The organism is Almyronema sp. (genome assembly GCF_052168255.1).
Lineage (GTDB): Bacteria > Cyanobacteriota > Cyanobacteriia > Phormidesmidales > Phormidesmidaceae > Sphaerothrix > Sphaerothrix epifaneia.
The window spans coordinates 65,107-77,907 of the sequence record NZ_JBQLZL010000074.1 but is presented as its reverse complement, the minus strand read 5'-3'; the positions used below and the strand labels follow the sequence as shown (position 1 = coordinate 77,907).

The 12,801-nt window shown below is 49.7% G+C and carries 13 protein-coding genes; 8 read left to right on the top strand and 5 right to left on the bottom strand.

Annotated features, from left to right (window positions below; all coding sequences use genetic code 11):
• Window positions 1-115 precede the first annotated feature (115 nt).
• Complete coding sequence (hemL, locus tag ACTS3T_RS16750; protein WP_377964955.1) at window positions 116-1,417, bottom strand: glutamate-1-semialdehyde 2,1-aminomutase; 1,302 nt, start codon at window positions 1,415-1,417, stop codon at window positions 116-118.
• A gap of 349 nt (window positions 1,418-1,766) precedes the next feature.
• Between hemL and ACTS3T_RS16745 the strand changes: the two genes are divergently transcribed.
• A complete protein-coding gene (locus ACTS3T_RS16745; protein ID WP_377964813.1) occupies window positions 1,767-2,822 on the top strand; it encodes a pentapeptide repeat-containing protein in 1,056 nt (351 codons plus the stop codon).
• 61 nt (window positions 2,823-2,883) lie between these two features.
• Here ACTS3T_RS16745 and ACTS3T_RS16740 read toward each other — a convergent pair whose 3' ends face one another.
• The 3 genes from ACTS3T_RS16740 to sufR form a co-directional block, all read right to left on the bottom strand.
• Window positions 2,884-3,114, bottom strand: a complete 231-nt coding sequence (locus tag ACTS3T_RS16740) for a hypothetical protein (RefSeq protein ID WP_377964815.1) — start codon at window positions 3,112-3,114, stop codon at window positions 2,884-2,886.
• Between the two features lie 76 nt (window positions 3,115-3,190).
• Window positions 3,191-3,475, bottom strand: a complete 285-nt coding sequence (locus ACTS3T_RS16735; RefSeq protein WP_377964817.1) for a hypothetical protein — start codon at window positions 3,473-3,475, stop codon at window positions 3,191-3,193.
• 178 nt (window positions 3,476-3,653) lie between these two features.
• Window positions 3,654-4,304 carry an iron-sulfur cluster biosynthesis transcriptional regulator SufR gene (gene sufR / locus ACTS3T_RS16730; RefSeq protein WP_377964819.1) on the bottom strand — a complete coding sequence of 217 codons (651 nt, stop codon included), beginning with the start codon at window positions 4,302-4,304 and terminating at the stop codon, window positions 3,654-3,656.
• A 154-nt stretch (window positions 4,305-4,458) separates the two neighbouring features.
• Between sufR and ACTS3T_RS16725 the strand changes: the two genes are divergently transcribed.
• From ACTS3T_RS16725 to ACTS3T_RS16700, 6 genes are all read left to right on the top strand, one after another.
• Window positions 4,459-4,818, top strand: coding sequence for a ferredoxin-thioredoxin reductase catalytic domain-containing protein (locus ACTS3T_RS16725; protein ID WP_377964821.1), 360 nt, complete (start codon window positions 4,459-4,461; stop codon window positions 4,816-4,818).
• Window positions 4,819-4,869: 51 nt separating this feature from the next.
• On the top strand, window positions 4,870-6,315 hold the full coding sequence (gene sufB / locus ACTS3T_RS16720; RefSeq protein ID WP_377964823.1) for a Fe-S cluster assembly protein SufB: 1,446 nt from the start codon (window positions 4,870-4,872) through the stop codon (window positions 6,313-6,315).
• A gap of 75 nt (window positions 6,316-6,390) precedes the next feature.
• The gene (gene sufC, locus ACTS3T_RS16715) at window positions 6,391-7,176 is read left to right on the top strand and encodes a Fe-S cluster assembly ATPase SufC (RefSeq protein WP_377964825.1); all 786 of its coding nucleotides are present in this window, start codon (window positions 6,391-6,393) and stop codon (window positions 7,174-7,176) included.
• Window positions 7,176-8,522 (top strand): Fe-S cluster assembly protein SufD, encoded by a 1,347-nt coding sequence (sufD, locus tag ACTS3T_RS16710; RefSeq protein ID WP_377964827.1) that lies wholly within the window; start codon window positions 7,176-7,178, stop codon window positions 8,520-8,522. Before sufC ends, sufD begins: the two co-directional genes overlap by 1 nt.
• 96 nt (window positions 8,523-8,618) lie before the next feature.
• Window positions 8,619-9,887, top strand: a complete 1,269-nt coding sequence (locus ACTS3T_RS16705; RefSeq protein ID WP_377964829.1) for a SufS family cysteine desulfurase — start codon at window positions 8,619-8,621, stop codon at window positions 9,885-9,887.
• 107 nt (window positions 9,888-9,994) lie between these two features.
• Window positions 9,995-10,609 carry a class I SAM-dependent methyltransferase gene (locus tag ACTS3T_RS16700; RefSeq protein ID WP_377964831.1) on the top strand — a complete coding sequence of 205 codons (615 nt, stop codon included), beginning with the start codon at window positions 9,995-9,997 and terminating at the stop codon, window positions 10,607-10,609.
• Window positions 10,610-10,644: 35 nt separating this feature from the next.
• Here ACTS3T_RS16700 and ACTS3T_RS16695 read toward each other — a convergent pair whose 3' ends face one another.
• A complete protein-coding gene (locus tag ACTS3T_RS16695; RefSeq protein ID WP_377964833.1) occupies window positions 10,645-11,121 on the bottom strand; it encodes a hypothetical protein in 477 nt (158 codons plus the stop codon).
• Window positions 11,122-11,427: 306 nt separating this feature from the next.
• Here ACTS3T_RS16695 and ACTS3T_RS16690 point away from each other — a divergent pair, with 306 nt between their 5' ends.
• On the top strand, window positions 11,428-12,180 hold the full coding sequence (locus ACTS3T_RS16690; protein WP_377964835.1) for a carbonic anhydrase: 753 nt from the start codon (window positions 11,428-11,430) through the stop codon (window positions 12,178-12,180).
• The last annotated feature ends 621 nt before the right edge of the window (window positions 12,181-12,801 follow it).

The window sequence follows — 12,801 nt, the reverse complement described above, 5'->3', positions numbered from 1 at the left end:
AGAAGCGCTTTCTGGCCGCTACCTTTAGCCATAAAAGCGGTCGATCAACCCCAGGTAAAAACTAGCCGGATAGACACGCCAAATAGTGTCTATCCGGCTATGGGCGCAATGGATACTAGAGGTCGGCAAAGACCTCACGGGCAGCCGCAATCGTCTTAGCGATATCTTCTTCACTGTGAGCCAGAGATGTAAAGCCTGCCTCAAATTGAGAAGGGGCTAAATAAATGCCTCGCTCTAACATGCCACGGTGGAAGCGGCCAAATTTCTGCAGGTCGGCCTGTTTAGCGTCTTCGTAATTGTGCACCGGGCCAGCGGTAAAAAACATACCGAACATGGCACTTAAACTTCCTCCACAAACTTCATGACCCGCTTCTTGAGCCGCTTTGAGTAACCCTTCGCTCAGCTGACGGGTGCGCTGGTCTAGCTGTTCATAGGTGCCTGGTCGCTGCAGCAGTTCAAGCGTTTTAATCCCGGCAGTCATCGCTAGCGGGTTGCCCGATAGCGTTCCAGCCTGATACATCGGGCCAGCAGGGGCAACCATCTCCATAATGTCGCGTCGCCCGCCGTAGGCACCTACTGGCAGCCCACCGCCAATGATTTTGCCCAGGGTTGTGAGGTCGGGGGTAACGTTAAATTTTTCTTGGGCACCGCCGTAAGCAATTCGAAAGCCCGTCATCACTTCGTCAAAAATGAGCAAAGCGCCGTCTTCACGCGTAATTTCTCGTAGTCCTTCTAAAAAGCCAGCGTCAGGAACAATAAACCCAGAGTTACCAACTACGGGTTCTAAAATAACCCCTGCAATTTCGCCTTTGTTGTCAGCGAATAGCTTTTTGACGGCCTCTAGGTCGTTATAAGGAGCCGTTAAGGTACTACTGGTAGCAGCTTTGGGAACGCCGGGTGAATCAGGCAGTCCTAAAGTGGCTACGCCAGAACCTGCCTTGACTAGAAACATGTCGGCATGGCCGTGGTAGCAGCCTTCAAACTTCAGGACTTTGTCACGCCCTGTAAAGGCTCGCATAAGACGCAAAACAGCCATGCAAGCTTCAGTGCCAGAGTTGACGAATCGTACCATTTCGATGCTGGGCACCGCATCGATTACCATTTCTGCTAGCACATTTTCCAAATAGCAGGGGGCACCAAAGCTAGTTCCCTTTTGAAGGGCAGCCGCTAGCGCTTGCAAAACTTCGGGGTGAGCGTGTCCGCAAATAGCAGGCCCCCAAGTACCTACGTAATCGATGTACTGATTACCATCCACATCCCAGATGTAGGCACCTTGCACCCGATCAAAGACGATGGGTTGTCCACCTACTGACTTGAAGGCTCTAACCGGGGAGTTAACGCCTCCAGGCATTAAATTCTGAGCAGCCGCAAAAATTTCTTCTGATTTTGTCGTTCTCAAAGGCGTTGTGCTAACCAAGGTCATCTCCTCAATAAATACTCTGCTTTCCGAGAGGCTAAGAATCGGCGGTACTGACTGAAAGCGGATCTAGATCCTAACGAGAGCGTTGGCAATCAATATAGTATCGAGTGTTGGAGACTAGATTCGAAGATGTTAAGGAATGTAGAGAGAAAGCGCTCAAATGTCGGGTTGCTGAGCTGTCGGTGTCTGTTGCCGTATCTTAAGCTTTACGTGCAAACGCGGCGATCGCTGACGCTTCTACTAAGATCGCCTCTAGAATAGTCAAAGATCATCCCAGTGCTGCCAGCCTTAGCAGAGCGATGGAGCTTATCTCGACTTGATGCACGAATTAGAGCGATCCTACCAAGTGCTGGACCTAGAACCTGGAGCCTCCATTGAGGCGGTGAATCAGGCTTATAAAGACTTAGTCTTTATCTGGCACCCTGATCGTATTCCTCAGGAGAACCAGCGCTTACAAGAAAAAGCTCAGGAAAAGCTCAAACAGCTTAATGAAGCTAGAGATTATTTGCGGCAATATCATCGCGACAATCGCCAAAAACACAAACAGCCTGCTTCCGCTGCGGCTACTCAGGCAACCCGAACGGCTGAGCCACGGTATCCGTCTGGGTATCGCTCTGCCTACGGCTATTCACCCAACTACAGCCAGTCGCGATATGGGTATCGCTCCCCCTATACGTCACCTTATGGGGCTTATCAATCTGGTTATCAAAGCTATTACCAGCGTTATCAAGAAGCGCAATCTTCTCGTCAGTCGTACCAAAACCAGCGTTCTAACTCGCAAGCTGAACAGTCTGCGGGTACAGAGTCAACCAACCAAGAGAGTGAATCGTCTCCGACAACAGGCGGTGGTAACGCTCAATCTGCCGCTTCTAATTCTAGTCAAGCTGGCTGGCGACAAAGCGCTAGCGATCGCAGTCGCTATCAGCCCCAAAGTACCCAGCCCAGTCGTCCCTACAGTTCTCAGGCCAGTAGCCAACCTCAGGCTACTGCTGCTCAACCGTCGCAAGCTTACAACGCTTATCGGGCTAGGCAGCAAAACCCTGACCTGAGCGGAGCTAAGCTCAGCGGAGCCGACCTTAAAGAAAAAGACTTTTCTGGTAGAAATCTCAGCCAAGCAGATTTAAGTGGCGCTGACTTGAGCGATGCCTTCTTACACAAAGTTATTCTCAACCGGGCTAACTTACAGCGAGCCAAGCTCTTTCGCGCCAACCTATTACAGGCCGACCTGAGCCACGCCAACCTCCGAGAAGCTGACCTAATTGGGGCTGACCTCAGCGGCGCTGACCTCAGCGGTGCTGACCTCAGTGGCGCTCGCGTTGGCTTTGGCAACAAGATTATGGTGAAGCTAACAGGCACCATTTTAAAAGGTGCCATCATGCCCGACGGCACCATTCACGATTGACGTGACGGCCAAATGACCAGATACAGCTTGGGCGGGGCTAGCCTAAACGTTTATTTCGCCCCTACATGCTGCCGTTTTGCATAACGCTAATTAGATGCTGGCGAATTTCCTGCACCTGCTCTTGATCAGATTCACGTAATTTTTTGAGTAGTTCAACACAAGGCCGAGAATTAGCCGCTTCGGCATCATGGATAAATTTGTCGTAGGCTTGGAGGGCTTCTGCTTTGCTTTGCAGCACGGTGAGCCAGTCGTACTCCAGGTTGCTAACGGTTTCGGTAATAGGCGTTGTCATGGTGGTCAGGTTAAATTCAACGCCTTTAGCCTGACAGCTCTCTGCTAAGATGGCGTCTTCCCCAGGGAAGATTGCTTTAGTCAGGTTCAGAAAGCTGGTTGACTTCTGGGGCTTCCCACTTCAGCACAGAAGCGTTGACGCCCTGTTCGCGCTTGAGTTTGGCGTCTTTTTCAAACCAGCTAATGATCTGAGCGTTGGTCAACTGTTCAACGGGGGTATCGAGATCGCGGGCAATGTATTTCAGCAGTTTGGCCGTCGAAAGGGTCAATCGCGCTAAAAACTTTTCGGGAGACGTTAGCAGCGCTTTGTCTACGTCGGCTGATTCTTCGGGGGTTAAAAACTGCAAGCTTTGATCGAGCATGAATGTTTGTATTAAGGTTTGCTAAATTGAGACGGGTTTAGGCCAGCTTTGGAAAACGGTGGGGGGCTAGCGGCTAGCTGTGGGGGCGATCGCGCACGTTTGCCTTAGCAGCCCCCTTACCTAAAGCAATCTCTTTTTAGATCTTTTTAGAGCCTTTAGTTACCGTCCGAGAATTAATTTACCTTTCTTGAACTAAATAGCCACAGCGGTGTTCTCCATCCACAATCCAGTGGGTGCGACTCACCGCACAATCGGGTAAAGCTACCTGAAACATTTCTAACTCGTGACCGCAAACGCTGGGGTAAGACTCCGCAATGTGGGAAATGGCGCAGTTATATTCTGTAATGATGAAGCCCGCAACGGGGTATTCATCCGAAGCGTCTACCGCGTGCCACTCAGCCATGTAGCCTTCAGCCTGCCGCAACTTGACCAGTTGATCAACCCGGTCTTGCAAGCTCCCTGTACCCACCTTTTGCCGATAGTTCAAGGCTTTGCGTTCCCACTGCTTGCGCAGAATCGTTTTGACCTCTTCTTTGCCCACGGTTTCAGCAATCGTATCTAGCAGAGAAAGGGCAAAGGTATCGTATTGAGTTGGAAAGCGATCGCGCCCTTTGCGGCTCAAGCAGTAAAAGTAGTTAGGCCGTCCCATCCCCTCCTGAACTGCGTGATGCTCAATCAGTTCGTCAGCCTCTAAATCTTTGAGGTGGCGTCGAATAGCTTGCGGGCTGACCCCTAGCATCTCAGCTAGCGTTTGCGCCGTTGCTTCTCCATGCTTCATTAAATACTGGAGGATGTCTTCCTTTGTGGAAGGGGGTTGAACCAAAGTCATCGCTTTTGAAGTCAACGCTGGCAATATGTCGGCGGGCAGAATCTAGACTTTGACAACGCTCATGTTGCTAAAGTAGTCTAAGATGAAATTAGGCAACTTCTATGTTGTTTTAATTATAGAATTATCTGGTTGTCACGCCACCTCACATAGACTAATGGATTCACAGAAAACGACTCAAGCTTCCGAAAAGAACCTAGAGTTGATGCGCAATTTTTCCCAAAGCTACGCCAAGCGCACGGGGACTTACTTTTGTGCTGATCCAGGGGTTACTGCGGTTGTCATTGAGGGTTTGGCCAAACACAAAGATGACCTAGGGGCACCGTTATGCCCGTGTCGGCACTACGAAGACAAAGAAGCAGAAGTTAAAGCTACTTTTTGGAATTGCCCCTGTGTGCCGATGCAAGAGCGCAAAGAATGCCACTGCATGTTGTTTCTAACGCCCGATAACCCCTTTGCGGGCGATCGCCAGGAAATCACCTTTGAGCAAATTCGCTCAGAAACCAGTAAGTACTAGCCCGTGTCTTGCCTTTTACCTTGACCTTAGTTTGAGAGAGCTGCTGTAATCATGACTTCCTCTACTACCGTTCAGTCCTTCGTTAGTCAGCCCTATAAATACGGTTTTGTGACCGATATCGAGTCTGAGTCATTGGGGCGCGGACTGAGTGAAGACGTGATTCGGGCGATTTCGGCTAAGAAGAACGAGCCAGCGTTCATGCTGGAGTTTCGGCTTAAGGCTTATCGCCGCTGGTTAACCATGGCAGAGCCAACCTGGCCGAATGTGACTTATCCTCCGATCGATTATCAAAACATCGTCTATTACTCAGCCCCCAAGCAGCAAAAGAAAAAGTTAGACAGCCTCGACGAGGTCGATCCAACCCTTCTAGAGACGTTTGAAAAACTGGGAATTCCCCTCTCAGAGCAAAAGCGACTGGCCAATGTGGCCGTAGACGCCATTTTTGACAGTGTATCGGTAGCAACTACCTTCAAAGAAAAGCTGGCGGAAGAAGGAGTTATTTTTTGCTCTATTTCTGAGGCTTTACAAGCTCACCCTGACTTAGTCCAGAAATACCTGGGAAGCGTTGTTCCGGTCGGAGACAACTATTTCGCCGCTCTCAATTCGGCGGTGTTTAGCGATGGTTCTTTTGTTTATATTCCTAAAGACACCCAATGTCCGATGGATTTATCGACCTACTTCCGCATCAACAACGGTGAGTCAGGGCAGTTTGAGCGCACGTTGATTGTGGCCGAAGCGGGCAGCTCAGTTACCTACTTAGAAGGCTGCACGGCTCCCATGTACGACAGCAACCAGCTTCATGCCGCTGTGGTCGAACTGGTCGCGCTAGACAATGCTGAAATTAAGTATTCAACCGTGCAGAACTGGTTTGCTGGCGACGAAAGCGGCAAAGGCGGTATTTACAACTTTGTGACCAAGCGCGGCCTCTGCAAAGGCAAAAATTCTAAGATTTCTTGGACGCAAGTAGAAACGGGTTCAGCGATTACCTGGAAGTATCCTAGCTGTGTCTTGGCGGGAGATAACTCGGTGGGTGAATTTTACTCGGTGGCGCTGACTAACAATCGGCAACAGGCCGATACGGGTACCAAAATGGTGCACATCGGCAAAAACACCCGCAGCACCATTATTTCTAAAGGTATCTCGGCAGGCCAATCCAAAAACAGCTATCGCGGTTTGGTGAAGATGGGGCCTAAAGCCGAAAATGCCCGCAATTATTCGCAGTGCGATTCAATGCTTTTAGGCGATCGCTCTAACGCCAACACATTTCCTTACATTCAGGTACAAAATCAGTCGGCTCGGGTCGAACACGAAGCTTCTACTTCCAAAATTGGCGAAGACCAGCTCTTTTACTTTGCCCAGCGGGGTATTTCTCCTGAAGATGCCGTATCGATGATTATTAGCGGCTTTTGCCGGGATGTGTTCAACAAGCTACCGATGGAGTTTGCTGCAGAAGCTGATAAGCTCATGAGCCTGAAGCTGGAAAATACGGTGGGCTAACGGCTAGGTGAGCCAAACTCATCGGCTGACAAGTTTGATTGAATGGGCAACGCTTGTCTTACGGAGATTGGAGTGGTGATTCAGGAAAACAGCGACGTTATTCTTTCAGTTCACGACCTGCATGCAACGGTTGACGGCAATGAAATCCTCAAGGGGCTTAACTTTGCAGTCAAAGCGGGCGAAATTCACGCCATTATGGGTCTCAACGGTTCTGGCAAAAGCACCTTTTCCAAGGTGTTAGCAGGTCATCCAGACTATGAAGTTACCAGTGGCGAAATTCACTTTCAGGGACAAGATTTGCTGGCGCTAGAACCCCATGAGCGGGCAACTAACGGCTTATTTTTAGCGTTTCAGTATCCCCTCGAAATTCCAGGGGTTAGCAACCGTGACTTTTTGCGGGTGGCTTACAATTCTCACCTGAAAGCAAAAGGACAAGCAGAAATTGACGTTTTTGACTTTGACGACTTGATAGAAGAAAAGCTGGATGTTGTCAAAATGGATGCCAGCTTTCTCGATCGCAGCGTCAATGAAGGCTTTTCGGGCGGCGAGAAAAAGCGCAACGAAATTTTGCAAATGGCGCTGCTCGAACCTCGGCTTTCGATTTTGGATGAAACGGACTCAGGCTTAGACATTGATGCCCTCAAAACAGTAGCTAGTGGCGTCAATCAGCTAGCAACTCCAGACAACGCCATTGTTTTGATTACGCATTATCAACGGCTGCTCAACTACATCGTGCCGGATTATGTCCATGTTATGGCTGACGGCCAAATTATTCGCACTGGTGGTAAAGACTTAGCCGCAGCGTTAGAAGCCCAAGGCTATGAGTGGCTATTAGCAGAGGCAACTGAGGTGGCTGTGTAATGGAGCTATCAGTTTCTAACCACAGCTTGTCCCCCTTATCTGAGCCAGAAACCTATCTGACTCAACTGCTAGCCACAGTAACGGCTGCGGTGCCCACTGCGTTGGCTTTGCCAGCGTTGCGCCAAACAGCGACAGCGCTGGTGCAAGAGCAGACTTTTCCGTCTCCCCGACAGGAAGCTTGGCGTTTTAGCGACCTTTCTGGGCTGCTAGCGCTGGCGTTTCAAGTAGCTGAGCCACCCTCGCCTTCAGCCCTAGAGGCGATCGCCGCCATCCCTGCCCGACCCGAAACCGCAAACAGTCGGCTGGTATTTGTTAACGGTGTTTATGTAGAGGCTCTCTCTTCTCGATCGGCCTTGCCAGAGGCGGTCGTTGTCGGTAGCTTAGCCACCCTCTACGCCCAGCCCGACCTCCAGCCTGAAATTGAGCGGCATTTGGCTCAAGCCCAAGGACACAACGAAGTATTTACCGCCCTCAATACTGCTGGCTTTCAGGATGCCGCGCTAATCTGGGTACCCCGCTCGGTAGAGCTGTCGGTGCCGATTCAGCTAGTCCACTACTCGCTACCAGTCCCAGAACAAACTCCCGTTATTGCCCAGCCCCGCACGCTGGTAATGGCGGCAGCCAACAGTTCGCTGACGCTGATTGAGGAGTACCACAGTTTGGGCGAAGGTCACTGCTTTACCAATGCAGTTAGCGAAATTTGGTTGGCTGCCAACGCTCAGGTTCATCATGTGCGCTTGCAAGATGAAGCCAAAACCACTTTCCACATTGCTAAAACAGCCGTTACGCAAGCCAGAGATAGCTTTTATAGCTGTACGGCTATCGATTTAGGCGCTCGGCTAGCCCGTCATCACCTTGAAACTTATCAAACAGGCGAACAAACCAATACCCGTTTGTATGGGTTGAGTGCGATCGCAGGGGATCAGCTAGCCGATACGCAGAGTTTGATTTCGCTTAGCCAGCCCTATGGCAGCGCTGATCAGCTACATAAGTGTATTGTCGGCGATCGCGCCCATGCTGTTTTTAGCGGCAAAATTTATGTCCCGCGTGAAGCTCAACACACCCACGCTGCGCAGCTAAACCGCAACCTGCTACTGTCTAACAAGAGCCGGGTAGACACCAAGCCTCAGTTAGAAATTATTGCCGACAACGTGAAATGTGCCCACGGCGCTACCGTCAGCCAGTTAGAAGCCGATGAAATTTTCTATTTGCAAAGTCGAGGGATCAACGCCGAGCAAGCGCAGCGACTTTTAATTTATGGTTTTGCGATGGAAATTGTTGAGAAAATCCCGGTAGATTCACTGCGAGAATCGCTGACTCAACGCGTTAATCAGTGGATGTCGTGACGCCTGTAAGGTTTGCGAATTGTCGTTAAAAGCCCAACGCCAAGCTTCCAGATTGTTTGTTCTTTCAAGCTCAGCCCCTTAGTTCCCTTTGCCGCCATGACCGTTGCTCAAGAGAAAACCCTCGCTGCTCAAGTTCGTGCTGATTTTCCGGCTCTTGCTCAGGAAGTCAACGGTCAACCCCTAGTTTATTTTGACAATGCAGCCACCTCTCAAAAACCGCAGGCCGTTTTAGACGCGATCGCTCGTTACTACCAGCAGGATAACGCCAACGTTCACCGGGGAATTCATACGCTGAGTGTACGAGCCACAGATGCCTACGAAGCGGTGCGCGACAAAGTTGCCAGTTTCATTCACGCGGCTAGTCGCAATGAGATTGTCTTTACCCGCAACGCCAGCGAAGCCATCAATCTGGTGGCTTATGCCTGGGGCTTGAGCCACTTGCAGCCGGGAGACGAGATCATTTTGTCGGTGATGGAGCACCACAGCAACCTGGTGCCGTGGCAACTGGTGGCTCAGCGAACAGGTGCTGTGCTTAAGCATGTAGCGTTAACGGAGACGCAGACGTTTGACTTGGCTCAGTTTAATCAGCTCGTTTCTGCCAAAACTAAGCTGGTGGCAATTGTCCATGTTTCTAACACGCTGGGATGTATTAATCCGATTGAGCAGGTTATTGCTACGGCGCATCAAGCGGGGGCTAAAGTTTTAGTCGATGCTTGCCAGAGCGTTCCCCACATGCCGATTGATGTACAGGCGATCGATTGTGACTGGCTGGTAGCTTCGGGTCATAAAATGTGTGGCCCCACAGGCGCAGGCTTTCTCTATGGCAAGCTAGACGTTCTTAAGGCCATGCCACCTTTTTTAGGCGGCGGCGAGATGATTGCCGACGTCTTTTTAGACCATTCGACCTACGCAGAACTACCTCACAAGTTTGAAGCAGGCACACCAGCGATCGCTGAAGTGATTGCGCTGGGTGCGGCTGTAGACTACCTCACCAGCCTCGGCATGGACAGAATTGCTGAGTATGAACACGAACTCACAGCTTATTTGTTCCAAGAATTAAACAAGCTGCCGCAAGTAACAATTTATGGGCCGCAACCTCAGCCCGATGGCAGCGGTCGAGCCTCGTTAGCCGCCTTTACCGTCGAAGGTGTCCATGCCCAAGATTTGGCAACGCTACTCGATCAATCAGGCATTGCTATTCGTTCTGGGCACCACTGTACCCAACCGCTACACCGGCTTTTAGAGGTATCTTCAACTGCTCGCGCTAGCCTGTATTTCTACAACACGCGGGCTGAGATCGATCTGTTCATCGCAGCCTTAAAAGACACGATTGAGTTCTTTAGCAATATTTTTGAAGCTGACTAAGACCATTTTGTGTTTTGATCAGGATCAAAGTCTGCTAAGGCTAAGGAACGCTTGTGGAGCGAGGCAAGTCCTTTGGCTTTAGTCTAAATGTCTCACATGTATTGGCTATGGGGTTTTATTCGCGCGTCATTTTTCCGCGCCTGCTAGATTGGAGCATGTCTGGCGAGGCTTTCGCAATGCATCGTCAGGCGTTGCTTAAAGAAGTGACGGGTAATGTTTTAGAAATTGGCTTTGGCACAGGTTTGAACCTAGCTTATTATCCCGATGCGGTTCAACAACTCACCATCGTAGACCCTAATCCCGGCGTCAACGCCATCGCCCAAAAACGGATTCAAGCTTCTAGCAAGCAGGTGCAAAGCTATCGGGTTAGCGGCGAATCGTTGCCAATGGCCGATGAAACCTTCGACAGTGTAGTCAGCACCTGGACGCTATGCAGCATTCCCCAGGTTGACCAGGCTTTAGCTGAAGTTGCCCGCGTTCTCAAACCGGGTGGCCGTTTCTTTTTTGTTGAGCATGGCTTAAGCCCGGAAGGGGGCGTACAGGCTTGGCAAAATCGACTAACACCCGTGCAAAAAGTGATTGCTGATGGCTGTCACCTCAATCGCCCCATTCAAGCACTGGTTGAGCAGCATCTAAAAATTCTCAAGCTAGACACTTTTTACGAACCAGGCTTTCCTAAAGTTGCTAGCTACTTTTACCAGGGCGTTGCTGAAAAACCCTAGCAGCAGCGCTTGGCGCACTCGAAATACATGAAACTTTAGGGCTTTAGCGCTTTATCTAAAACCTGTCGCGCATTTTCAGCCTGCGATCGCGCGTCATGATATTTCAAATTATTTTGAGCAAAGGATTTAAGCACCTTAAATCCATCTTTAAGTTCGGTCATTTGCGCTTCGGTAATGACTTCGTCAGTAAAGAGCAAATCGACCAAATCACGTACTTTGAGTGCTTCGCTGCGCGTGTCTTGAACTTTGACTTTCAAGTTTGCCAAATTGCTGAGAACCTGCACAGCTTCAACAATGGCATCTTCATCTTGCTGGAGTTGGGGAGTGGGATCGGGTTCTTTCACTTCAATAAACTGCTGCGGGCTAAAGCCATCGGTCAGGGCTGTTGGGAGTTTACCATCATCCATCAGTTCGACTAGCTGATCCATCGCTTTTTCACGATTCTTCTTAGAGTCTTTGCCAGGAACGTCAATTAAAACATCTGGCGTTTGGGCCAGCGTATATTGCACCATTGCCTTAACCAGTAATTTTGTACTATATATTTTACCGTGACCCGATGCTTTTGCTAAATCTGATTCCACAAACTCGTTGCTTTTAATTCAGCTCATTTAGTCAACGTCCCCGCAAAAGCCAAAAACAGGTAGCAACATCCGCCGGGGGAGCCTATGAGTAAAGGAATGCGATCGCACTTTAAGAAGTTATCACAATCGCACCAATAAGCAACGCTTTCAGTCGATAGGGCAAAATTTGTGGGATAACGATTAAAGGGGGCAGAAAAGCTCTGCTAACACCCGTAGCGTTGAAGAGGATATCGCCTGATGAAAAAGCTAATTAGCGGATTACGGCAGTTTCAAAGCACCTATGTGCCTAGCCATCAGGCGATGCTCAAAGAGCTGGCTCAAGGACAACATCCCCGCGTATTATTTATTGCCTGTTCTGATTCGCGGGTTGATCCAGCCCTGATCACTCAGGCAGAAATAGGCGAAATCTTCGTTATTCGCAATGCAGGCAATATTGTACCGCCTTACGAATCGACCAACGGCGGCGAAGGAGCCACGATTGAATATGCCGTCCACGCTCTCGATATTAAGCAAATCATTGTTTGCGGCCATACCAACTGTGGAGCCATGAAGGGGCTACTCCAGTTAGGTAAGCTGCAAGAAGAAATGCCTCTGGTCTACAACTGGCTGAAGCATACCGAAGCTACCCGGCGACTCGTCAACGAAAATTACAGCCATCTAGACAAAGCAGAAACACTAGATGTGCTGGTGGGTGAAAACGTCCTCACCCAGATTGATAATTTGCGCACTTATCCGGTCATTCGCTCCAAACTGCATCGGGGTGATTTGTCTATCCACGCCTGGATTTATAACATTGAAAACGGCGAGTTGCTGGCGTATGACGCTGAACGCCATGCCTATGTCCCTCCTTACAGCGCCATCAATCAAAAGCCTGTGATTGGAGGAGGTGAACCCCTAGATTTACAAAGCCACCATTTGCCAGGGTTTTCTCGCCTGTCTCGCAGTCAGGCTGAGCGAATTTATCGAGGTTCTCAATCGCTGCAAACTTGAAAAAACCAGGGTGGTCAACGGCTAGGATGCCCCCATTGCCTAGAGCTTTTGACCGCTAAAGGCTGAATGAACGCTTTTCTGTCAAAGACTTTTAGCCATTCAAGTGTCTCAACCCTATAAGAAAAAATCCTTCAGGCAACCTGAAGGATTTTGTGTGGAGAAGAGATGTCTTGGTCAATCCTCACGTCAGAAACAGAAAGTGCTCCTTGCATGACTCTATTGTGCGATCGCCGCTGTTGAAAGGGTGTGATGCGATCGCTTGGTTGATGTGATCTGCTTTGGCTTTTGATTATGCTTTTGATCGCGCTTGAGCTTGATAAAGATCACAAATCCTTGAACTAAACAAGAAAGCTCTAGCCGGACGACTAGAGCCTTGATGCGCGATGATTGATGACAAGGAGCCAACGCATCAAGCTTTAAAGTGCCCCCTTAGCAACAGAAAAGATGGCTAAGAGGGCGCGATCGCAGCGGTCAGAAGCTAACTCAGCTATCCAGAAAAACCTTTCTGGTAGGGATATCGCGTTAGCTCTGCTTGTTGTCTAAGTGGTCGCGCCGCAGACGATCAAACTTAGATTCTTCTTTGTTGTCTAGATGATCACGTCGCAGTTGGTCAAACTTAGA